Source organism: Halobacteriovorax sp., assembly GCF_041587335.1.
GTDB lineage: Bacteria > Bdellovibrionota > Bacteriovoracia > Bacteriovoracales > Bacteriovoracaceae > Halobacteriovorax.
In genome coordinates this window covers 1-22,420 of the sequence record NZ_JBFGYP010000006.1, presented here as the reverse complement: position 1 = coordinate 22,420, position 22,420 = coordinate 1, and the positions used below count along the sequence as shown (strand labels likewise).

At 33.7% G+C, this 22,420-nt stretch carries 22 protein-coding genes; 21 read left to right on the top strand and 1 reads right to left on the bottom strand.

Annotated elements, in window-relative coordinates:
- The 13 genes from ABX784_RS01965 to ABX784_RS01905 all read left to right on the top strand — a co-directional run bounded on the left by ABX784_RS01965 (window position 1) and on the right by ABX784_RS01905 (window position 14,720).
- Window positions 1-1,173 (top strand): class I SAM-dependent rRNA methyltransferase, encoded by a 1,173-nt coding sequence (locus ABX784_RS01965; RefSeq protein ID WP_372651944.1) that lies wholly within the window; start codon window positions 1-3, stop codon window positions 1,171-1,173.
- An 8-nt stretch (window positions 1,174-1,181) separates the two neighbouring features.
- Complete coding sequence (locus ABX784_RS01960) at window positions 1,182-2,129, top strand: AAA family ATPase (protein ID WP_372651940.1); 948 nt, start codon at window positions 1,182-1,184, stop codon at window positions 2,127-2,129.
- Entirely contained in the window at window positions 2,129-2,968 is an 840-nt protein-coding gene (locus tag ABX784_RS01955) for a DUF58 domain-containing protein (protein ID WP_372651938.1), read from the top strand. The genes ABX784_RS01960 and ABX784_RS01955 overlap by 1 nt, the downstream gene beginning before the upstream one ends.
- Window positions 2,965-3,744 carry a hypothetical protein gene (locus ABX784_RS01950; protein ID WP_372651936.1) on the top strand — a complete coding sequence of 260 codons (780 nt, stop codon included), beginning with the start codon at window positions 2,965-2,967 and terminating at the stop codon, window positions 3,742-3,744. Before ABX784_RS01955 ends, ABX784_RS01950 begins: the two co-directional genes overlap by 4 nt.
- 127 nt (window positions 3,745-3,871) lie before the next feature.
- Window positions 3,872-4,720 carry a VWA domain-containing protein gene (locus ABX784_RS01945; protein WP_372651934.1) on the top strand — a complete coding sequence of 283 codons (849 nt, stop codon included), beginning with the start codon at window positions 3,872-3,874 and terminating at the stop codon, window positions 4,718-4,720.
- Entirely contained in the window at window positions 4,717-6,525 is a 1,809-nt protein-coding gene (locus tag ABX784_RS01940) for a VWA domain-containing protein (RefSeq protein ID WP_372651930.1), read from the top strand. The genes ABX784_RS01945 and ABX784_RS01940 overlap by 4 nt, the downstream gene beginning before the upstream one ends.
- Entirely contained in the window at window positions 6,525-8,174 is a 1,650-nt protein-coding gene (locus ABX784_RS01935; RefSeq protein ID WP_372651928.1) for a BatD family protein, read from the top strand. The genes ABX784_RS01940 and ABX784_RS01935 overlap by 1 nt, the downstream gene beginning before the upstream one ends.
- Window positions 8,174-9,097, top strand: coding sequence for a bifunctional riboflavin kinase/FAD synthetase (locus tag ABX784_RS01930; protein ID WP_372651926.1), 924 nt, complete (start codon window positions 8,174-8,176; stop codon window positions 9,095-9,097). Before ABX784_RS01935 ends, ABX784_RS01930 begins: the two co-directional genes overlap by 1 nt.
- A complete protein-coding gene (locus ABX784_RS01925) occupies window positions 9,091-9,759 on the top strand; it encodes a hypothetical protein (RefSeq protein WP_372651924.1) in 669 nt (222 codons plus the stop codon). The genes ABX784_RS01930 and ABX784_RS01925 overlap by 7 nt, the downstream gene beginning before the upstream one ends.
- Before the next feature lie 94 nt (window positions 9,760-9,853).
- Window positions 9,854-11,530 (top strand): type IV-A pilus assembly ATPase PilB, encoded by a 1,677-nt coding sequence (gene pilB / locus ABX784_RS01920; RefSeq protein WP_372651922.1) that lies wholly within the window; start codon window positions 9,854-9,856, stop codon window positions 11,528-11,530.
- 11 nt (window positions 11,531-11,541) lie between these two features.
- A complete protein-coding gene (locus tag ABX784_RS01915; RefSeq protein WP_372651920.1) occupies window positions 11,542-12,675 on the top strand; it encodes a type IV pilus twitching motility protein PilT in 1,134 nt (377 codons plus the stop codon).
- Window positions 12,675-13,895: a type II secretion system F family protein gene (locus ABX784_RS01910; protein WP_372651918.1), complete on the top strand. Its 1,221-nt coding sequence runs from the start codon at window positions 12,675-12,677 to the stop codon at window positions 13,893-13,895. Before ABX784_RS01915 ends, ABX784_RS01910 begins: the two co-directional genes overlap by 1 nt.
- 243 nt (window positions 13,896-14,138) lie before the next feature.
- Complete coding sequence (locus ABX784_RS01905) at window positions 14,139-14,720, top strand: type IV pilin protein (RefSeq protein WP_372651916.1); 582 nt, start codon at window positions 14,139-14,141, stop codon at window positions 14,718-14,720.
- Here ABX784_RS01905 and ABX784_RS01900 read toward each other — a convergent pair.
- A complete protein-coding gene (locus ABX784_RS01900; RefSeq protein ID WP_372651914.1) occupies window positions 14,717-15,538 on the bottom strand; it encodes a hypothetical protein in 822 nt (273 codons plus the stop codon). The genes ABX784_RS01905 and ABX784_RS01900 overlap by 4 nt on opposite strands.
- A 26-nt stretch (window positions 15,539-15,564) precedes the next feature.
- On the opposite strand from ABX784_RS01900, the gene ABX784_RS01895 reads away from it, so the two are divergent.
- From ABX784_RS01895 to ABX784_RS01860, 8 genes are all read left to right on the top strand, one after another.
- Window positions 15,565-16,467 carry an ABC transporter ATP-binding protein gene (locus tag ABX784_RS01895; RefSeq protein WP_372651912.1) on the top strand — a complete coding sequence of 301 codons (903 nt, stop codon included), beginning with the start codon at window positions 15,565-15,567 and terminating at the stop codon, window positions 16,465-16,467.
- On the top strand, window positions 16,464-17,228 hold the full coding sequence (locus tag ABX784_RS01890; RefSeq protein WP_372651910.1) for an ABC transporter permease: 765 nt from the start codon (window positions 16,464-16,466) through the stop codon (window positions 17,226-17,228). The genes ABX784_RS01895 and ABX784_RS01890 overlap by 4 nt, the downstream gene beginning before the upstream one ends.
- Before the next feature lie 35 nt (window positions 17,229-17,263).
- Complete coding sequence (locus ABX784_RS01885) at window positions 17,264-17,995, top strand: A24 family peptidase (RefSeq protein ID WP_372651908.1); 732 nt, start codon at window positions 17,264-17,266, stop codon at window positions 17,993-17,995.
- 84 nt (window positions 17,996-18,079) lie between these two features.
- Window positions 18,080-19,183 carry a type IV pilus assembly protein PilM gene (gene pilM / locus ABX784_RS01880; protein WP_372651906.1) on the top strand — a complete coding sequence of 368 codons (1,104 nt, stop codon included), beginning with the start codon at window positions 18,080-18,082 and terminating at the stop codon, window positions 19,181-19,183.
- Between the two features lie 2 nt (window positions 19,184-19,185).
- Window positions 19,186-19,797 (top strand): PilN domain-containing protein, encoded by a 612-nt coding sequence (locus ABX784_RS01875; RefSeq protein WP_372651904.1) that lies wholly within the window; start codon window positions 19,186-19,188, stop codon window positions 19,795-19,797.
- 9 nt (window positions 19,798-19,806) lie between these two features.
- Entirely contained in the window at window positions 19,807-20,463 is a 657-nt protein-coding gene (locus tag ABX784_RS01870) for a type 4a pilus biogenesis protein PilO (protein ID WP_372651902.1), read from the top strand.
- A gap of 5 nt (window positions 20,464-20,468) precedes the next feature.
- Window positions 20,469-20,945 carry a hypothetical protein gene (locus tag ABX784_RS01865; protein ID WP_372651900.1) on the top strand — a complete coding sequence of 159 codons (477 nt, stop codon included), beginning with the start codon at window positions 20,469-20,471 and terminating at the stop codon, window positions 20,943-20,945.
- An 89-nt stretch (window positions 20,946-21,034) separates the two neighbouring features.
- A partial coding sequence (locus ABX784_RS01860; RefSeq protein ID WP_372651898.1) for a secretin N-terminal domain-containing protein occupies window positions 21,035-22,420 on the top strand: 1,386 nt, incomplete at its 3' end.

Genomic DNA, 22,420 nt, shown 5'->3' with positions numbered 1-22,420 from the left:
TTGAGAGAAGTTAAATTAACTAAAGCTGCTGAAAGGCAGCTTTCAAAGTATTGTGTATCATTTTATGAAAAAGATATAGAAACAAGTGTAAAGTCATTTGTTCCTGGTGAGTGGGTGACTGTTTCAACTCAATCTTTAAATTATATCGGCTTTATTAATCCAAACGTGAATGCAGGACCTGTTCTTAGAGTTATTAAGGAGTTTGATGGTACCAAAGGTATTGAAAGTATTATATCAAATCTTTTAAAAGATGCTTGGAAGAGAAGAGTAAGGTTTGAGCGATATGAGAATTATAGATTATGTTACGGTGAAGCTGATCTTCTTCCTGGTCTTATAATTGATGTGTTCGAGAACTATGTTTTAATCCAAATAAATACTGCTGGAGTAGACACTCATCGTGTGTTTATTAAAAAAGAAATTGAAAATATATTTAAAGATAAGGAAGTTGTTCTCTTCGATAATGAAAACTATAGAAAGAATGAAGTTCTCCCAACCTTCGAAAATGTAAATGTTGGTAATGTTGAAATAAATGAGAGTGGTTTCAAGTATATTATTGAAGGTGAAACGATACAGAAGATTGGTTACTATTTTGATCATAGAGAGAATAGACTTAAGTTAGAGAGGTTTTTGAAAGAATTACCTGAGCTAAATAGTGGTGTTGATTTATTTTCTTATGTAGGTAGCTGGGGTCTTCATATGCTTCGAGGTGGAGTAAAGAACGTAGAATTCGTAGATCAAGCTAATATGGAAGATAATATTGCAAAAAGCTTATCTCTTAACAAGTTTGATGGAAGAGGATCATTTATTCGCAAAGATGTTTTTTCTTTTTTAGAGCAATGTCTTCAAAAAAATAAAAAATTTGATATTATTGTTAGTGATCCTCCTGCATTTAGTAAAAGTGAAAAAAATATTAAGAAGGCACTTGGTGGATATGAAAAATTACACTTTAAGTCTATGAGTATTCTAAATAATGAAGGATATTATGTAGCAGCAAGTTGTACACATGGTGTATCTATTGAAGACTTAGACTTAACAGTTCTAAAGGCCTCTAAGAGGCTAGGGAAAAGGGTTCAGTTATTAGACATAGGTGTACAGGGATGGGATCACCCTTTTGAAAGTTTAGGAAGTAAAGCATTCTATATTAAATATTTATTATATCAGGTTTATAAATAAGGACGATTATGAGCGCGATTAGAGAAAAGTCAATTCAAGCTTTATCAGAGGCTAAGAAAGTAATTTACGGTCAGGAGAAAATGTTAGATGCAATTCTAGCAGCTCTTGTTTGTGAGGGGCATCTTTTGATTGAAGGGATGCCTGGTCTTGGTAAGACAATGAGTGTTTCGACCATGAGTAAACTTTGTGATTTAGCATATAAGAGAATACAGTTCACTCCTGACTTGCTCCCATCGGATTTAGTTGGAACGATGATTTACTCACAACAAAAAGAAGAGTTTTCAACAAAGTTTGGGCCAATATTTACACAGCTTTTATTAGCAGATGAGATAAATAGATCTCCAGCGAAAGTACAAGCTGCCTTACTTGAGGCGATGGCCGAAAAGCAAGTTACAATTGGAGATAATACCCACAAGTTATCAAGTCCATTCGTCGTATTAGCTACACAAAACCCTATTGACCAAGAGGGGACTTATCAACTCCCTGAGGCGCAGTTAGATAGGTTTATGATGAAAATTGATGTTGATTACCCTGACTTCGATGCTGAAAAGAATATTCTTGGGCAAAAAGGAAATTTTTTAGATGATATTAAGTCTGTGTTAACAACAGAAGACATTCTTTCAATGAAAGAAGAAGTTGAGTCAATCTATATTGATGAAAAAATAAAAGACCTTATTGTTAAGATTGTTCATGCAACTAGACCTGGTAACGTTCACTTTGATAAAGAATTTGATGGCGCTATACTTGCTGGTGGTTCCCCTAGAGCATGTATCTGGCTATATAAAATCAGTAAATTTATAGCATATATGGATAATAAAGATTTTGTAACTCCAAATCATATAATGGAAATTGTATCAGGAGTACTTGGACATAGATTGATACTAACGTATGAAGCTTCAATTGATAATTTGAAGGGTGCTGATATAGCAAAGAGAATTGCTGAAAAGTTAATATAATGAATCTAAAGAATGTTAGAGAAATTGTTGGCGGTATAAAAGGGTCTCTCTTTAAAAACTCTAATGGGTACTCTATTGGAATGTTGAAGTCTCACTTTAAAGGTAGTGGTCTTCAGTTTAAAGAGCATATGGTGTATTCGCACGGTGACGATGTGCGATTTATTGATTGGAATTTAACAGCAAAAACTCAAAGTACTTTCGTAAAAACTTTTGAAGAAGAAAGAAACGTAGAGATTGTTGTTGTATTAGACTTATCTGCATCGATGTTTCTAGGCTACAAGGGAGTCTCTAAGCTACAAGCATCTTTGGAAATATGTTGCCTTCTTTTTTTACTTGCAAGTGAAACGAAAGATCATGTTCAAGTTATAATTTTAGGTGAGTCGGTTGTTTCTCTTCCAAAGGCAACTGGAGAAAAGGGAATAGCTATGCTTGTTGCAAAGCTAGAAGAGTTAAATGTACTAAAGAAGAATGGAAAAATAAACTCTGAATACCCTTATGAGTTATCTGATGAGCAAGTAGATAAAGAGAGAGCTCTAAAGTATCTTCGTAGAAATAAAGAAGTTGTTATTTTATCTGACTTTATTAATTTTCTTAGTGCTGAAGAGTTAAAGAAAATCGCTTATAAAAAACATGTTCATTGCTTCAGAATAATAGGCCCATTAGATGAAGCTGTTAAGCATTCATATAGTGTTTATACTAAGGATTATACGGGAACTGGTGTTCTTGGTCAGGTTCATCGTACTAAGGTTGAAGAGTTTGAGGATGTACTTGGAAAAAGGGTTAAAAAAATAAATGTTAAAGATAGATATTTGGAAGAGTTTATTAAGGAGATGATGTGAAGTCATTACTTATATTAATAATTACAATATTTTCAATATCAAATATTCACTCTTATGAAGTTTCTGGAACTTTAAATAATATTGATACAAATGTGTCTATATTAGAAGGAGAGAGTTTTCTTGCAAGAATTAATATATGGCCAATGACTGATGAGAGTTTAGAAGAGATTAAAAGAAGTCTTCAAGGGAAAATGTTTTTAGATTACTTTTATGTTGCAGAAGTTCAAAATATTAAATTTTCAGAGAATAACTCTGATGTCGTTGTCGCTCATGTGAAGGCCGTTCTAACTAAAGCATATAAAGGAAAAAGTGTTTTTATATGGACATATAAAAGCTTAACAATCCCATTTGAAGTAAAAAATATCAATCCAATAGAAAATAAGCTTGAAAAAGACTTTATCATCCTTAATCAAAAAGATGGGCTGATAGCTGGCCCAATTGAATTCTTATCATATGCTGTTGGTATTATTCTTATCCTACTTTCTTTTTGGAGTGGTCGAAAGATATTACGTAAAAGAAATGAGAAGTTAGAAAGAAAAAAAGTCTATGAAAGGTGGAAAGACCTTTTTATGAACACTAATGATAGAGAAGGTGTCGAAGCAATATATCAGAAAAGAAATGAATGGCTTAAATTAGTAGGGGGAGAAACACCTCCTATAATAAGATTCTTTGAGGAGCTTGATAGTGTCCAATACAAGAGAGAATGGACTGATATTGAAGAACATAAAGTTCTTGAGGCCTACGATGATATAAGAGGTATTTTTGAAAGATCTTGAATTTACAGCATTATATAATTCTTCATGGGGTATATTAGGGCTTATAATTTGGACTTGCTCTTTTTATTATTATTTTAAAAAACCTGAGTTATTATTACCCTCTGGAATGATAAAGCAATCTAGTGGATTGAAACGTACTGCAGTATGGCTCATTGGAGCTGTAGGTTGGGCTTTACTATCTTATTCCTTAACTCAACCTCGAGTTCCTCTAGGCTTAGCAAAGAATAAGATTGAAGTGAATGATATATTTTTTGTTGTAGATGTTTCTAGGTCAATGTTGGCAGATGATTTTAAGCCGAATCGTTTAGAAGTTGCGAAAGATAAAATTGCAGAATTTGTAGCGTTGCGCCCTACAGATAGAATTGGACTGATAATGTTTTCCGAGAGGGCATTTACACTCTTACCATTAAGTACTGATCTAAATTTAATCAAACAGATGGTTGGAGAGATTGATGTTGGTGGAATGTTAGGGAGTGGTACTAATATTGGTGATGCTCTAGGACTTGCTGTGGCCCGAGGAGCTCAATCTTTAGCCAAGAGTAAAGTGATTATCTTGATGACTGACGGAGTGAGTAATGTCGGTTTTTTAACTCCTATTCAAGCCGCTGAAGAAGCGCAGAAGCAGGGAATTAAAGTTTATACTATTGGTATAGGTGGTCGAGGAGATGCAAAAATTCCATATGGTAAAAATATTTTTGGTCGACAACGTTATCAAAACATCCCAGGTGGATCTATTGACTTCAAAACATTACAGCAGATTGCAGATAAAACGAACGGTAAGACTTTCGAGGCGCAAGATGAAAAAGCTTTAAAGGATGTTTTAACCGAAATTGAAAAATTAGAGAAGTCTGAGATCAATTCAAGTGCAAGAGTTATTTATAAAGAGCTCTACCTAAGGTTTTTAATTTTAGGGGTTTCTTTGATTTTAATTGCTTCACTTTCTAGAAAGTATGTATTGAGAGAGGGGGGAGTATGAGTTTTGAGTATCATGAGTATTTAGTTATTCTAGCTCCTTTACTAGTTTTGTATTTCCTTCTATTTAGAAAAAATGATAAAAAGTTCTTCCAATGGGTAGAAGACCACTGGTTCCTAAAAAGAACTACCTCTAATAAAATAAGTCGATTATTATTCTTTATATTTATTGTCCTCCTAGTCCTTTCAACATTAGACTTGAGAGGTCCAGAAGAGAAGATAGAGACGTCTATCCCTGATCAGAAAACAGTTATATTGATTGATAAATCAGCCAGCATGCTAGTCGAAGATGTAAGACCTAATAGATTTAAAAAAGCAGTAATGATGGCCAGACACTTTGTTAAAAAGGCGGCAGGTCATCAGATTTCGATTATTGTTTTTTCTGATACCCATAAGCGAGTAGTGCCATTTACAGATGATATAGACTTACTTGACTCTATATTAGGAGGACTTTTAGGGCTTGATATAAATGTTGGAGGATCACAACTCTCATTAGCGATGACTGAGGCTACAAGCTACTTTAGTCTTGGGGATGAATACAACGGTGGAAACTTGTTAGTTTTCACGGATGGAGAGGAACATGATACTCTTGAAAATTTTGAACTCAATGAAGATGTAAATCTTGCAATCGTAGGGGTTGGAACTTTAAATGGTGGTCCTATCCCTCTTCGTCGAACAGGTGGTAGCTTTCAAGGATATAAAAAGTTTAATGGTAAAGAAATCAACTCTAGATTAAATGAGAAAAATATTAAAGACTTCGTAAATAGAACAAAGAACTCTAAGTATTGGATCTCATTATCTTACAGTCTTCCGACAGATGAAATACTCGATTTTTTCAGGTTAAAATTCCAGTCTAAGCTAAGTAAAGGGCAGACAAGGGTAAGACCCGTTCTTGTAAAGTATCTAATTATACCTGCTGTCCTTGTCTACTTCATTTCATTCTTGTTTTCACTAAGAAGATCTTATGTTGCTTTAGGCTTATTACTCATGTTCTTTAATTACTCTAGTCAGGTAGCTGCACAAGATGAAGAGTCTGAGCCATCTCCACAGGATATTCAAGCAGCATTGCTTTTAAACAAAATGAAAGATGGAAGTATGGATAAGACTTCCAAATTGAAAATTGCTGAACAATTGTTAAAGCTAAATAAGACGAAGGAATCAAGTACAATCTATCAAGAGACTATTAAAAGTATAAATGACTATCCAAATGAAACACTATTAAATATGGGAACAAGTCTTTTGAAATCGGGACAAATTCCAGAGGCTCTAGAATTATTTGAGAAAATGAGAATGGAGAATAGACTATCAGAGAAGGATAAGAAGATTGTAGAAAATAATACTCTAAAGGCGATTCTGAATAAGAATCAACAAAATAAGAAAAATAAAAAAAATGAAGAAAAAGAGAAAAAGAAAGAAGGCAAAGACGATAAGAAAGATGATAAAAATAAGAATGAAGATAATGAAAATAACGAAGATAAAGAAAATAAGAAAAAAAATAAGAAAAGTAAAGACGGTCAAGAGGGTAAGGATAATAAAGAAAAAAATAAAAAACCTTCTGATGGTAATGAAGAAGATGACAAAGAGAAAGATAAGAATAAAGACAAAAATGATAAAGGTGATGAGAAAAAAGAGAATAAGAAAAATAATAAGTCAGTGAAAGATAAAGAGGATGAGATAAAAAAGAAAAGGAAGATGGTTAAGATTCCTGCAACTCTAAAACAACTGATGAATGATGATAGAGGCCTTCAAAAGAGATTTTTAAAGACAACAGTCGGAAAAGATAAAAGAAGTGAAAAAAGAGATTGGTAATGATGAAAAAAATAATTAGTGTTCTTTTACTGTTAATATCGTTTACATGCTTTTCTTCTGAAAAAGTTTCGGTGACTATTCAGCCAAATAGTCCAGTTGTGAATGAGCCATTTGATTTAATTTTTAAAATAAAGCTTTCGGGAGATGAGGAGCCATATATTTCATTTGATCCAGGAGGAGCTTCTGTTACAGGAAGAAGTAATAGAGGTGTATCTCTAAAAACAACAATTATAAATGGAAAATATACTACGACTAAAGAAGTCACATATGTCTATAGCCTGCTGGCCACAAGAATGGGCTCTTTATATATTAGAAATATAAAAGTGGATTTTGGATCAGGGGTGAATGAGAAATTAAAAGACCTTAGACTTAATGTTCTAAGAGAGCCTAAGAAGCCAAAAGATATATTTGTTATGGCAATACCTTCTAAGAGTAAAGTTTATGTGGGGGAAGGTTTTGACGTAAATTATTACCTGTATCAACGTGTAAATGTTCTGGGAAGCGAGTTAGAGAAATATCCAAAGTTGGGTGATTTTCTTAAAAGGTTCCACCTTGTTAATGAGACAATTGAGACTGTTAAATATAAAGGAGAACTTTATAGAAGGTCTCTTAAGTACTCAGCAAGACTTTTTGCTCAGAAAGCCGGTGTTGCTAAACTTGATCCTTTGAAGATGAAGGTTCAATACTCCGCTGGATCTAGGAGAAGCAATTTTGGCTTTGGTATCCAATTGGGACAAGTTAGGACGAGAAGTTTTCAAAGTGAACGCCTCGAAGTTGAAGTAATGCCTCTTCCTGTAGAAAATGTACCACCTTATTTTAGTGGTCTTGTTGGTGAACACGAGTTTTCTTTGAAAATTCCTAGAACTAAGTATGTCGTTAATGAAGCAATAGAAGCGAAATTAGAAGTGAAAGGAGTGGGGGCACTTGAGGCCTTCGAAGCACCTAAGATATTAAAGCATAAAGACTTAGAAGAGTTTGACTCTAAAGGTGAGATTCAACCTATCAACAAACAAATCCAAAAAAAGACTTTTGAATATACTTACTTAGCAAGATCAGCTTTTGATATAGAGGAACATATTGAGAAAGTTGCATATTTTGACCCAGACAAAAAGCAATATATCACAAAAGAAATTCTAGTTCCTAAGGTTTCTATCTCAGGTGGAGCAGTTAAAAGTAGTAGTTATACAAATACTCCAAAATCTCCGGTTTCTAAAAATGATACTATAGAGCCGAAATCTATTGGTTTGGGTATAGTGGGAATAAATCTTGGTAAAATAAAGAGCTCAAATTTAATTATAAATGTATTGAATATTGTTCTTTTTCTTCTTTTTTTACTACTTAGTTTAAAAACTTTTTCTGTGAAAAAAACGACTTCAGAGAAATCTGTTATTGCAAAAGGAATTATTAAATCAATATACAAAGGAGACCAATCGTTTTCTTCTTTGTATAGTGTACTTAACTTGATATCTGATGATATAAATATGAATATTACTGAAAAAATTAAAGCAAGTAATATGTCTGAAAATTCAAAGAAATATTTTTTATCTCTTGTGGATAGTTTAGAGAGAGGGACGTTTTCAACTGAAAAATCCCAAAAGATGAAAGTGAATAAGAAACATTTTAGGGAACTTCAACAAGTAATAAAATAATGAAAAGAATAGAAAGTCTTAAAGAAATTAAATCAGGTAAGTTTGCCATTACGATTGGTAATTTTGACGGTGTTCATATTGGTCATAGATCTATTATTGAGGATATTCAAAAAAAATGTAAGAAGGATGGATTACATTTTGTCCTCGTCTCATTTAAGCCTCATCCTTTGAGAATACTCTGTCCAAAAGAGAACTTTTTATTAAACACATATGAAGAAAAAGAAAAGCTTCTTGCTTCTTTAGGAATAGATTACTTTTTAGAAATTCCTTTTGACAGGGACCTGAGTACATTAGATCCAAGCAGCTTTTTAGATAAGTACATTTTGAATAATAAAAATATTTCTTCGATCTATATGGGGCATGATTTTGCTTTCGGCGCTAACAAATCTGGAAATTTTTTATTTGCTAAAGATTATTGTAAGGGAATACTAGTTGAGAAATTGAAAGAGTTTAATCCTAAGGATGAGCATATCTCTTCTTCAGTTATTAGAAAACTAGTAGATGCTGGAGATATAGATAAAACAAATAGTTTACTCGGTCGTAGCTTTTTTTTAATGGGGACAATTGTTAAAGGAGCTGGTCGAGGTAAACAGATTGGCTTTCCAACTGCAAATATTTCATATAGTTCGGATAGAATTACTCCCAAGGTAGGAGTATATATCACAACAGTAGAGATTAGAGAGATGACTTACTTCTCTATAACTAATATTGGCTTTAATCCAACATTCTCTTCAGATAATCAAAAAACGGTTGAGACTTATATCTTTGACTTTGATGATGATATCTATGGTGAAGAGCTAAAAGTGTCTTTTCTTCATAGAATTCGTGATGAAAGAAAATTTAACAGTGTAAATGAGCTAGTTGATCAGATTAAGTTGGATGTAGATTTTGCTAAGGCCTACTTTAGAGAGAAGTCATGCTAAGGCTTGCCCTAGTTGGAAAAAATATATCACACAGTAAATCTCAAGAAATGTATGAGGGCCTATTAGGTGAAAAAGTTGATTATCGGTTACTCGATTATTCATGTGAAGAAGACATTATCCCTTTAAATGATATTTTCTTAGAGGTTCAAGGGTTAAGTATTACCTCTCCCTATAAGAAACACTTCTTAAATAGTGTGAAAATGAGCCCTGAAATTGAAAGACTAGGTGCCATTAATTGTATTTATAAAAAAGATAAGAGTTTCTACGCGACGAATACCGATTATTTAGCAGTAAAGAAGATCCTTTCTGATAAATATAATTCTAAAGATATCGTTCTCTTAGGAAGTGGTGTTATGGCATCAATAACAAAGAATGTACTTTCTGAATTAAAGTTACCATTTACCCAGTACTCTCGCAGCACTCATGGAGACTTAAACCAAGTAAACTTGTCGGGAAGTAATAAGCTAATTATCAACTCCTGTAGTCGATCCTTTGTTTTCAAAAATAAATTGGATCCAGACTCTATTTTTTGGGATTACAACTATTCATATGATCCACATATTGAATACTTTTGTAATCTTGATATCGAATACGTTGATGGACTAGAAATGCTCCGTCTTCAGGCTAAATATGCATTGAAATTTTGGGAAATACTTGAGTAAAAAGCCGTGGCAATTCTAACCTATTAAAATTCTTTAAATAGTTTTTTTATATTTCCGATAAGATATATATAAGTACTTTTAAATACGGTGTTTTATGTTCAGGAAAGAGTTTGCAGATGTAATTGGCAAGACAGGGATGATTCCGATTAAGGATTTGCGCCCTTTATTGTTAGATAAAGATCCTGCAGTAGTATCTGAACTTGGGTTACTAACTCTATCATTCTTTGATGACATTAAATTCGCAAAGCAACTTGCAGAAAACTACAACCTAACATTTATCGATTTATCAAAAGCAAAGATTCCAGATAAGACTATAAAGTTAATTCGTAAGACAGATGTATTAAAATATAGAGTATTGCCGATTCAAAAAACAGCTAAGGCCGTTAGTCTCGCAATTTTTGATCCATCAATTGTAAGTCTAAAGACAGAGTTACAAACGCTTTTCCAACATCCAGTAGAATTTATATTAACTAATATCAGTTCTTGGTCGAAGATTTTTGATCGTGTTACTGAGTCTATTGACGAATTATTAGAAACCATTAAAGAAATAAAATCTTCTGATACAAAAAAAGAAGAGTCTATTAATGAAGAAGATATCGGTGAAGATGTTATTAGATTCGTTAATAGAATTCTAGCGGATGCATATGTGAGAAAGGCTTCAGATATACATATTGAGCCATATGAAAATAATTTCAGAGTTAGGTTTAGAGTTGATGGTACTCTTATGGAGGTGGCAAAACCTCCTAAGACATTAATGGCACCGATGACATCTAGAATGAAAATTATGGCACAGATGGATATCTCTGAAAAAAGAAAGCCGCAGGATGGAAGAATAAAACTTTCTGTTGGCGGAAAACCAATTGATTACAGAGTTTCTAGCTTACCAACTTTATTTGGTGAAAAAATAGTTTTACGACTTCTAGACCAATCAAATCTTCAGCTTGATATGACGAAGCTTGGCTTTGAAGAGCAACAGTTAAAAGTTTTTAAAGAAGGGATTCATCAGCCTTATGGAATGTGTTTGGTGACAGGACCAACAGGTTCTGGGAAGACAACCACTCTTTATTCAGCACTGGCAGAGTTAAATATTGTAGGAAATAATATTTCTACAGCAGAGGATCCTGTCGAATTTAACTTAGAAGGAATAAACCAGGTCAACGTTAGAAAAGAGGTGGGCTTAACGTTTCCCTTTGCTCTAAAGGCTTTTCTTAGACAAGATCCAGATATTATAATGGTGGGAGAGATTCGAGACTTAGAGGTAGGAGAAATTGCTGTTGAAGCTGCACTTACTGGTCACATGGTTTTGTCTACACTTCATACAAACGATGCACCATCGACAATTACTCGACTGCTAAATATGGGGATAGAACCATTTCTTGTTACTGGTGCTGTAAATGTTATTGTTGCTCAAAGGCTATGTCGTAGAATTTGTACTTCATGTCGAGAAGTAGATACTAAAGTTACAAAAGAAGAAGTTATAGCTTGTGGTATTGCTCCAAGCTCAGCTGAAAAAATTAAAATATATAAAGGTAAGGGTTGTGATATTTGTAACGGAACAGGTTACAAGGGTAGAGTTGCAATTTATGAGGTGATGGATTTATCACCGAAAGTTAAAGAATTAATTTTAAAACATGCTTCTTCTGATGAAATTAAGAAACAAGCAATTAAAGACGGAATGAAAACACTAAGAATGTGCGCTCTGACTAAAGTCGCTAAGGGTGAAACAACACTTGAAGAGGCAATAAATAACTCTAGTGCCGATAAGTTTTGATGGAGTAATAAATGTGTAGTGATGAAACAAAACCAGATAAAACCTTTACTAAGACTAAAAAGGCTGGGGCTGAAGGAGTAAAAATCCAACAGCTATTTAAGTTAATGGTTGAAAGTGGTGGATCTGACTTACATTTAACTGTTGGTACTCCTCCTGGACTTAGGGTCAATGGAGAGATAGTCAGAGTTAAAATTCCTGCTTTAACAGCAGTAGATACTAAGAGATTAATATATCAAATATTAACTGAAGAACAAAAGAATGAGCTCGAGAAAAATTTAGAGCTAGACTTTTCTTTTGGAATTAAAGGCCTTGCTCGATTTAGATCAAATGTTTTTTATTCAAAGGGTGGTGTTGCCGCAGTATTTAGACAAATTCCTAGTATTATTCCTGACTTTAAGGCACTAAGGCTTCCTAATGTTCTTCTTGAAATGACAGATGTAACAAATGGGTTGATCTTAGTAACAGGTCCCACAGGTTCTGGTAAGTCAACAACACTAGCTGCTCTAATTGATAGGCTAAATGAAAATGAGTCTGGCCATATTATTACTTTAGAAGACCCTGTCGAATTTGTTCATCCTCATAAGAGTTGTATTGTAAATCAAAGAGAAATAGGAACAGACTCTCTTAGCTTTAAGAGTGCAATGAAATCACTACTTAGACAAGATCCAGATATTGTTCTTGTCGGTGAGATGAGAGATGTTGAAACTATTGAAGCTGCTCTTACTATTGCAGAAACTGGGCATTTAGTTTTTGGAACACTACACACTAACAGTTGTGTTCAAACAATTAATAGAATTATAAATGTTTTTCCTGCCGATCATCAGGATCAGGTAAGAACACTTTTAAGTTTTGTTCTCCAGGGAGTTGTTTCTCAGCAGTTACTACCAAAGTCATTTGAGCCGGGACGATGTTTAGGTATGGAAGTTTTAGTACCTACTCCCGCAATTCGTAACTTAATTAGAGAAGATAAGATACATCAAATATATTCTCAGATGCAGATTGGACAGGATAAGTCTGGAATGATGACAATGAATCAGACAATCAAAAAGCATGTAGATGCAGGATTAATCGATACGGAAACAGCTATGAGTTATTCTACAAATCCAGAAGAATTAGCAAAACAATTGGGAGTTAAGGGTAGGTAATGGCCAATTGGAAATATGAAGGTTTAAACAGTGATGGTAAACGTGTTTCTGGAAGTGTCTCTGCTACTTCCGAGAAAGAAGTGCGTAAAATTCTTCGTAACGAAAAGATTCGAGCTCGTAAAATTATACCTCCTTCAATACTTGAGTTTGACTTGGGTGATTGGATGGTTGAAAAAGGCTTTGCCGCACCATTTGGGGCAAAAGAGCTCGCTAATTTTACGAAGCAGCTATCAATTATGATAAATGCTGGAGTTCCAATTCTTCAAGCATTAGAGATTATATTTAAATCAGAAAAGCAGCCTACTCTTAAGAAGTCAGTCAAGAACATTGCAAGAGATGTTGGTGAAGGACAAACTATTGCTGAAGCGATGGAAAAGCAAAAAGGGTTTAATAAGCTCTACTGTAGTCTTGTAAAAGCAGGTGAAGCTGGAGGGATATTAGATACTATTCTTAACAAGCTATCTGTACACCTCGAAAAACAAGAAAGGACAAAGGCCCAGGTAAAATCTGCAATGATGTATCCATTTATTGTGACTTTAGTTGGTGCCGGAGTTATTTGGGGGATGATGGTATTTGTTGTTCCTCAATTTGTAGGGATGCTAGAGGATACAGGTCAAGAGCCTCCATGGATTACTCAGATGGTAATAGACGTTTCTGATTTTCTTGGAATGCATTCTATGAAAATGATTGGGGGTCTTTTTGTTTTAGGGGTATTGCTTAATAGCTTTATTAAAACACCATCTGGAAAAATTATCTTTGATAAATTCACAATGAAGATGCCAATTTTTGGATTGATTATAATAAAAGGAAATTTAAGTACTTTCTCAAGAACACTTGCGACTATGCTTGGTGCAGGAGTCTCTTTAATTGATTCTCTAGATATTTGTATTGAGACCATTGATAATGGTGTTATTGCAAATGATGTTAAGGTCATTAGGAAAGAGGTTGTTCAGGGGAAGACTCTAACAGAGCCACTTATGAAAATAGATTATTTTCCAGATATGGTATCTCAAATGATAAAGGTTGGAGAGCAGACTGGTCAGATTGATCAAATGCTAGAGAAGGTTTCCGATGTGTTTGAAGAGGAAGTGAATGACCTCGTTTCAGGTATGACCAAGATGATAGAGCCAATTATTATTGTCGTTCTTGGTGGGATAATCGCATGTATATTAGTGGCCATGTATTTACCAATGTTTATGAGTGCTGGTGGTGCAGACTAAGTGTTTGATTTTAGGATATATCTAAAGGTTTAATTTTTAATTTTCCTAAAGATAAATTTTTTAATAACGATGATATAATAATAAAGAGTTATTGTTGCTGATTGTTCACTCGGGGGTAAGTTCTAAATACTTAGCCTTAAAGGTAAGCATTTTAGGTAAGAATAATTTAATTTCACTTCTCTTAATGGAGTGAGGAAAACGAAAGTCGATCTCAATTCGACAGTACAACTAAAAGGAGGCTTTATGAAAAGCTTTAAAAACGAAGAAGGCTTTACGCTTGTGGAGCTTATGGTTGTTGTTGCCATCATTGGTATACTTTCTGCCGTAGCAATTCCTAACTTTAAGAAGTATCAAGCAAAAACAAAAACATCAGAAGCAAAGCTACAACTTTCTTCTATTTATTCTGCTGAAACAGCACTTCAGTCAGACTTTGATGCATACGCAGCTTGTCTAGAAAATGCTGGATATACGGCGCCTAAGGGTGGAAATTACTATGCAGTAGGTTTTGCTACAAATGATACTGGTGGACAGCAAACAGTTCAAGATAACAATGGTACTTGTGACATTGGTGGAAATGGAGAAACTGGTGGTGACGCGGATAAGACAGTTGCTGGTGAAAAAGCTACTCAAGGTGATTTAGGATTTACTATTGTTAAAACTACTGCTGGTCTAACTCAGGCAACAAACTCTGTTGAAGCTGATGGCCTAGGTTTTGTGGCCGGTGCAGTTGGATATATCGATTCCGATAATGCAAAGAACGGTGTTGCTGATATCTGGGCAATTGATGAAAACAAGAACCTTGTTCACGATGTTGTAGGTTACTAATTATTTTTTAATGAAGAGGAAGACTTAGTCTTCCTCTTTTTTTTTGGTCTAAATACTTTCCATTCTTTTATGGCTTCATATTTTCCATTCTTTGATAAATATAAATCTCCATTAAAATCTCTAGTGTGACATTTTCTATTACCACTATTTAAACAATCAAGATCCATTTCAGCCTTTAAGCTGTATAGGCTCTCCCTTAGTCTTGTCTTTAGTTTTCCATCAGGGGTATTGTTATAATGATTGAATAGTATGACGTAGGCTTCTTTTAGCCCACCTGTTTCTGCTTGAATTCTGCTAACTAGTGAAGGGAGGTATTTTTCGTGAGCTTTAGCTTCAGGGGACTTCAAAGCAACCTTATATTTCCTTAGGGCCTCCTCTCTGTTTTGAAGTTCAAAGTAGTCGTTAAACGCACTGTTGTAGTTAAGCCAAAAATCATCTTTATAATAATCAAGACCTTGATTATAAAGATCGGATGCACCTTCAACGTCATCTTTTATAATAGAGAGGTAGAGTCCACCGTAAATATAGTTTTCATAAAAAAGAGGTTCAAGATTTGATATTGATTTAAACCTATAATACATCCATGAGTTTTTATCTTTGACTCTCTCTGTATCACTTTCAAGCATTGTGTGAATCCATAAGATATTTGAGAGTAATCTTTTTTGACCTGATGAAAAAAAGTTCATTATTGATTGGTTAAAATTTAATGACCTTTCTTCTTTTGAAATATCGACCTCTGGAAGTTCGAAATTATCTTTTAGAATGTTTGATATTACTAAGAATGTAGGTATTATAATTATTAAAATAATTTTTTTCATAAACTTATTCTAGACTCGGTATTCAAATGTTTGAAGTAAAAGATGTAAAAAAAAGCTATAAGTCAGATTTTTGGTCAACCCCTGTTGAAGTACTCTCTAATGTATCATTCTCAATTTCTAAGGGACAAGTTGTAGGCTTCTTAGGGGCTAATGGTGCAGGGAAGACAACCCTCATAAAAATTATGATGGGATTTACAAAGAATGATAGTGGAGTAATTCACTTCTTTGGGGATAAATCTTTTACAGATGTTTCTAGATCAATAGGTTACCTTCCTGAAAGACCATATTTCTATCCTCACCTTACAGGTATGGAAATGGTTAAATTTATGGGGTCATTATGTGACCTGAATAGTGAAGACATATTGAGTGGTGTTGAAAAGTATGGAGATAGACTAAAGATTAAATTTGCTTTAGATCGAAAGATAAAAGGATACTCAAAAGGAATGTTGCAGCGACTTGGTATGCTTTGCACTTTAATACATAATCCTGAATTAATAATTTTAGACGAACCTCTTTCTGGATTGGATCCACAAGGTCGAAAAGATATTAAAGACTTGTTGTTGGAATTAGCTGGAGAGGGAAAGACTATATTTTTCTCAAGTCATATTGTGTCGGATGTTGAAGAAGTTTGTGAAAAGGTGATCGTTCTTGATAAAGGAATTATTGTATATGAAGGGAATATTTCTGAGCTTATTCAGCGAAATAGTAGTCAGGAAGTAATACTGACAGTCGAGAGTGAGAATGATCAGCTCAATGAGATCTCAAGTTCCTTTTATACCGTAAATAATTTAACAACCTATTACGTTGATGAGTCAAAGAAAAGTGAATTTATTAAAATTGCAGTCGATAGAAATATAGATATACTAAAACTAGTAAAAAATAGCCCATCTCTAGAGGAAGTTGTCTATAAAACAGGGAGAAGGCATTGAAGTCTTTGACTGTTGCTAAATATACATTTTCTGAATTTGTTCAAAGTAAGATTTTATATAATGTTTTTTTTCTTTCATTAGGACTACTACTTCTGACGTATGTCGCAAGTGAGTTTACATATGGAGTTCCTAATAAAGTAGCACTAGACTTCGGTCTGGGTGCATCTAGTATATCAACTCTTTTAATATCTATATTCTTAGGAGCGAACTTAATTGTTAGAGAAGTAGAAAATAGAACTTTATACATGGTTATTTCGAGACCAATTAGTAGAGTCGAATTCCTCCTAGGGAAAATTATAGGCTTAATTGGAATTGTTTTTATTAACACATTAGTATTAGGTGGAGTCTCTATCTCGTTATATTTTCTTTTAGGAGGAGGTTGGAGTTATTTAATCCCATTTGCTTTTTTATTTATTATTTTAGAAGCTATTATTGTTCTTTTAATTGTCATATTCTTCTCATTAATCACCAATACAATATTAGCAGTTGTTAATACACTTGTTTTATATGTATCAAGTTATGCAATCTATGAAGTTGGGAAAACAACATTTGCAAGTAATAATTTATTTTTTAAGAAGATGATTGCAATTGGAGAATATATCTTACCGGGACTATCTAGCTTTAATTTAAAAGAATATATTCTGTATGAAAAAGTTATTCAGATACCTAGTTTGAGCTATGGTATATTGTATGGTGTTAGCTATATATTCTTTTTATTGCTAATTTGTACTACAATTTTTAACCAGAAGAACTTAGATTGATAACACTACAAATAATATTTTTTATATTCGGTTCAATGATTGGCAGCTTTTTGAATGCTGTAATATATAGAGTTCCAAGAAAAATAAATATTGCATACCCAAGGTCACATTGTACAAGTTGTAAGAAGCTAATTTACTGGTACGAGAATATCCCTATTTTAAGTTATATCTTTCTAAGAGGTAAGTGTTCAAAATGTAAAACTCCTTACAGTGTTCAATATCCAATAATTGAAGCTTTTGTTGGCGCGGTGTCTGTATTATTGATGCCTGAAAACTTTGACTCTATGGGAGTGATGTACTTCTTTTTATATTTTAGTATTTTTTGTGCTCTTCTTTGTCATTTTATTATTGATATCAAACACCAGATTTTACCAGACTCTATAAATATTTATTTGGCCTTGGTGTTTCTTTGTGTCTCTATATTGAAATACTCCCCGACATATTACATTTCAGGTGCTGCTATAGGCTTCTTATTTCCATATCTCGTAACTCTAGCGTTTTATTATCTAAAAGGTCAGCAAGGTCTTGGCGGTGGAGATATAAAACTTTTTGCGGCATTGGGAATTATTCTTGGTCCAGTTGGTATAATCAATAATATATTTTTAAGTTGCTTCTTTGGTGCAATCTTTAGTTTGATTATGATGTCTATTGGAAAAATGTCTCGCGAATCTAAACTGGCTTTTGGTCCTTTTATTATAATTGTTGCATCGTTCCAGATCTTCCTACCGGCCCTATTTAGACAGTTTTCGTCATTATGGAGCATTTAACTTTTATCCTATGCAGTAATTGCTTGAAATCAATAGTTTTAATGCGTTATAATTTAAATGCATCGGAAGCATCAAGGAAATTTTTTGGATTCAAAAAAAATTATTAATGATTTAATTTCTCAGGTTAAAGAGGTCTTAAAAATAGGACCGTCTGGCTATATTGGTATTGATATAGGACTTAGTTCTGTGAAAGTTGCGCAGTTGGATGGAAATGAAGACTCTGGTTATAAACTTGTAGCCTATGGGTCGGGCTCACTTCCAGAGGGTGCAATAATTGAAGATGATATCCAAAAAGAAGAAGAAGTTATTGAAGCTATTCAAGTCGCTATAAAGAATGCAGGAATAACTTCTGTTAATTGCGTCTTTGGACTCGGTGGCCCAAATACAGTGGCAAGAAAGCTTCAGCTTGCAGGTGGGTCAGATGAAGAAGTGGAAGACCAAGTAAGCTGGGAAGTTGAGCAGTACATCCCGTTTAGTTTAGAGACGTCGAAAGTATCCTTTCATATTGTAGGTGAGAATGAAGGTGGTGGTATAGATGTTATCGTAGCTGCTGCAAAGGGTGAAGTTGTAGAGTCGTACAAAGATCTTTTAGAGCAAGCGGGTTTAAAGCCAAAGATTTTTGATTTAGGTCTAATTTCTGTAGTGAATGTATTTGAGCTTGTGTACAAGGAAAAGTTGGAAGATCCAAATGAGTCTTGGATTCTAATGGATCTAGGTTCAGAAAAAACAGAATTTATAATTTATAAAAATAATAAGATTATGTTCACTAAAGAAATAATGATTGGTGGAGTAATAATTACTGAAGAGATCCAAAGGCAAATGGGTGTTAATTACTATGAAGCTGAGGATTTAAAGAATCACGGTGATGAGAATGGTAACCTTCCTGAAGAAATACTAGAAATCATTGATAGTGTTGTGGAAAGCTTCTTTGCTGAAATTAAGAAGACTGTCGATTTTTATATTAGCTCTACATCTGATGAATCATTTATAGAATGTGTTTTAACAGGCGGAAGTAGCTTAATACCTGGTTTAACAGAAGGGCTAGAAGCTCTTCTTGGAATCAATGTTAGTATAATGAACCCATTTGAAGTCATTAAGTATGATCCAAAAAATATAAAAGAAGAGCAATTAAATGAAATTGCTTATCGAGGCGCGAGTGTTCTCGGTCTTGCAATGAGGTCTCTTTAAGTATGATTAAGATTAATCTTCTTGAGCAGAAGAAACCATTTAAAATGCCAGTTGTCTTGGGGATAGACTTAGCCGACTTGAGCTGGAAGGGTTTAGCTGTTGTAGGTATTCTTAGTTTTTTACCAGACTTTTTCATATACCCTGAGTGGAAGACTGAAATTGATGAGCAGCAGTCACAGATAATAGCTCTTCAGAATAACAATAGAAAGCTTCAGCGTGAACTTAAGAAAAATACTGGAGTGAAAGAAAGGCTTGCTGCTTTTAATAAGCAAGTAAAAAAACTTCAAAAAAGAACAGTTCAGGTTGATTTAATCTTAAAAGAAAAAAGAAATCCTAGCTTGATTATGGAGAAAATTGCAAGAAAGCTACCTAGTGATATCTGGTTTAATTCTTTTCTAATAGACGAGGATAAATCTATAACAATCCAGGGGGGGGGAATTCTATATAAAAGCATTGGAGACTTTATCTCAAGTGCTAATAGTGCAGGATTTTTTGAGCAGCCTTTAAGTTTAACAGAGTCTAAAACAGTAGAAGAAGGGCGAACTGGAGAATATAGGATTCAAGTTTTTACTATAAAAGGGAAGATCGACAAGTTTGATCCATGGGCGCAATAGGAAAATGATTTGAAAAAGCTTATAGCAAATTTACACATTATTCTATTTTTGTACCTCTCATTTGAAGTGTTTACAAAATACCAAGAACATACGGAAAAGATTGAGCGTATGAAGGCCCAGGTTCCGGCCCTTACCGCTAAGATTAATAGAAATAAGAAAGAGAAAAAGCAGCTGTCAGCATATTTAGTAGATGTTGAGGCAGCTAAGGAAAGAATTGAACTAGTTGCTTCTGAAGTAGAGAAAATTCAAAAGAAGTTACCAGATGTAATCGATGACACAAAAAATTTATCTCTACTCAAAACATTAGCTGAAAAGTTAAATATTAAAAGCATTTACCTAACTCCTTTGGAAGAGATTACAAAGGGTTTCTATGTTGTAAAAAGATATAGCATGAAAGCTTCAGGAACTTATTTACAGTTCTTAATGCTAATGGAGCAAATAGGAAATACTCAAACAATTTTAAATGTAAAAAGAATTTCTCTCGAAAATCAGCAAGAAAAGCAGAGAGGACGCTTTCAAATAATTAACGCAGATATTATTATTGAAACGTATCGATATAATACTGGTTATAAAGAAGATCGAGGAATTGACGAAATTGAAAAGCAACTAAGTGTGAAAAAGAAAAGAAAAAAGAAAACTAGAAAATCTAGAATAAAGAAAAAGTAGGAAAAGTGAAAATTGTAGCAACTTTAATATTCATGATTTCTGTTAACATATCAGCTCAGACTGGATCGGTTGTAGCTCCGCCTCCGAATATCTTAAAAACTAACTCAATGATCAAGAATCCGTTCGAGCTTCGAGACCCCTTCAAGCGTGAACTTCGTAGAAAGAGAACCGGTAAAAAGGTTTATCCTGGAAGTCGAACTGTATTCTCAAATATTCAAACAATAGATAATACACCTCTAGATAGAATTAAAATCACTGGAATTTTGATTGGAAAAGAAAGAAGAGCCGTTGCTAAGACTATAGATGAGTCTGGTAAAATAGGAGATCAGTCATATATTCTAAAAGAGGGAATGAAGCTTGGAGAGAATAGTGCTGAAATAAAGGCCATTCTTCCTGGTGGAATAGTATTAGTTGAGAAAATTCGTAATGTATATGATCAGGATGAATACCTGGAAACGATTATTCCAGTCGCAAGTGACTAAAAAAAATAACACGCAAATTTTTCCTGTGATATAATTTAAGTGATTTATAGTTTCTAAAATGGAAACGTTTACCTTAGGAAGAGGTTAGAATGAAGTTGAGAAGTTCTCTTTTTAAACTTGTGTTAATTACTTTTGGCATAATGAGTAGCGTTCAAGCTACTACTCTTGAGCAAATAAATTTTAAATTGAAAGATGAAGTTGCTAAATTAGAACTAAATTTTGATAGCAATGATGCACAAGCTAAAAAGTTTCATGTTACTGAAGATAAGCAGATCATCATTGACCTTAAAGATGTTCAGGCTACTGATAGAGCGATCAGAGCATTTGATACATCTGAATTTAGCGGAAGTATTGTCTTTGTTTCAGCTTATAGAAAAGCTTCAAACCCTAAAGACCTAAGAATTGCAATTCAGTTAAGAGATAATGTTAGAAGTATTCTTAAGAGAGAACCTAATAAGATTGTAGTTGAAGTTGAAAGTCGCTTTGGAGTATTCACTCAGAGAGCGATGGAAGAAAATAAGTCATATGATGAAAAGATCATAACTGATACAAAAGAAGTTGGAAAACTAAGTATTCCAAAATCGGATAGCGTTGAAGACATTCTCGAAAACTTAACGTTATCAGGTAGAAAAAAGTATATTGGTAAGAAGATAACATTCAATATTAAAGATCTTGGGGTAACAGATATATTAAATATGATTGCAGATGCTTCAGGGTTTAATATAATTTTAACAGATGAAGTAAAAACTTTACCTCCACTATCTCTAAATTTAACAAATATACCTTGGGACCAGGCACTTGATACTATCTTGGGGTTAAATAAGTTAGTAGCAAAAAAGAATGGTGTAATCTTAATGGTTACTACATTTGAGAAAGCTGCAGAAGAACAAAAGAAAGAGATAGAGCAAAAGAAGCTTACAGAAAAAGAAGTACCTCTAGTTACTAAAGTCTTTCCAATATCTTACGCGACAACAAATGAGTTAATCACTGTTTTAACAAACTATATAACAGAGAGAGGGACTTTAAATGAAGATATTAGAACGAACTCGTTAATAGTAAAAGATACAGCAGATACGATTGAGAGAATAAAAAAGATTGTAGAAGTTTTAGATACACAAACACCTCAAGTTCTAATTGAATCAAAGATTGTTGAAGTGAATGAAACTTATAGTAAAGAGATTGGACTTCAGAATGGTCTTAACTTTGGTTATGATCCAATTGGACAAGTTGGTGATGCTGCTCCATCAGTCATTGGTTCTGACTTAGGTGCTGGAGCAAATGGAGGACCAGGTTTTTCTTTTAGTTCTGCACCATCAACAGGAGATGGAGCAAGATCTTTATTTGGACTATCTGTTTCAAGGTTTAATCGACTATTAAACCTTTCATTCACACTTCAGCTTTTAGAAACAGAATCAAAAGGAAAAATTGTTGCTAGTCCAAAAGTAATTACTCAGAATAAGAAAAAAGCAATTATT

What these genes read in the sequence shown, in the direction of transcription:
- ABX784_RS01960 (WP_372651940.1), top strand. Translation starts at nt 1,182, where the DNA reads ATGAGCGCGATTAGAGAAAAGTCAATTCAAGCTTTATCAGAGGCTAAG.
- ABX784_RS01955 (WP_372651938.1), top strand. Translation starts at nt 2,129, where the DNA reads ATGAATCTAAAGAATGTTAGAGAAATTGTTGGCGGTATAAAAGGGTCT.
- ABX784_RS01940 (WP_372651930.1), top strand. Translation starts at nt 4,717, where the DNA reads ATGAGTTTTGAGTATCATGAGTATTTAGTTATTCTAGCTCCTTTACTA.
- ABX784_RS01935 (WP_372651928.1), top strand. Translation starts at nt 6,525, where the DNA reads ATGATGAAAAAAATAATTAGTGTTCTTTTACTGTTAATATCGTTTACA.
- ABX784_RS01930 (WP_372651926.1), top strand. Translation starts at nt 8,174, where the DNA reads ATGAAAAGAATAGAAAGTCTTAAAGAAATTAAATCAGGTAAGTTTGCC.
- ABX784_RS01925 (WP_372651924.1), top strand. Translation starts at nt 9,091, where the DNA reads ATGCTAAGGCTTGCCCTAGTTGGAAAAAATATATCACACAGTAAATCT.
- pilB (WP_372651922.1), top strand. Translation starts at nt 9,854, where the DNA reads ATGTTCAGGAAAGAGTTTGCAGATGTAATTGGCAAGACAGGGATGATT.
- ABX784_RS01915 (WP_372651920.1), top strand. Translation starts at nt 11,542, where the DNA reads ATGTGTAGTGATGAAACAAAACCAGATAAAACCTTTACTAAGACTAAA.
- ABX784_RS01910 (WP_372651918.1), top strand. Translation starts at nt 12,675, where the DNA reads ATGGCCAATTGGAAATATGAAGGTTTAAACAGTGATGGTAAACGTGTT.
- ABX784_RS01905 (WP_372651916.1), top strand. Translation starts at nt 14,139, where the DNA reads ATGAAAAGCTTTAAAAACGAAGAAGGCTTTACGCTTGTGGAGCTTATG.
- ABX784_RS01900 (WP_372651914.1), bottom strand. Translation starts at nt 15,538, where the DNA reads ATGAAAAAAATTATTTTAATAATTATAATACCTACATTCTTAGTAATA.
- ABX784_RS01895 (WP_372651912.1), top strand. Translation starts at nt 15,565, where the DNA reads ATGTTTGAAGTAAAAGATGTAAAAAAAAGCTATAAGTCAGATTTTTGG.
- ABX784_RS01885 (WP_372651908.1), top strand. Translation starts at nt 17,264, where the DNA reads ATGATTGGCAGCTTTTTGAATGCTGTAATATATAGAGTTCCAAGAAAA.
- ABX784_RS01875 (WP_372651904.1), top strand. Translation starts at nt 19,186, where the DNA reads ATGATTAAGATTAATCTTCTTGAGCAGAAGAAACCATTTAAAATGCCA.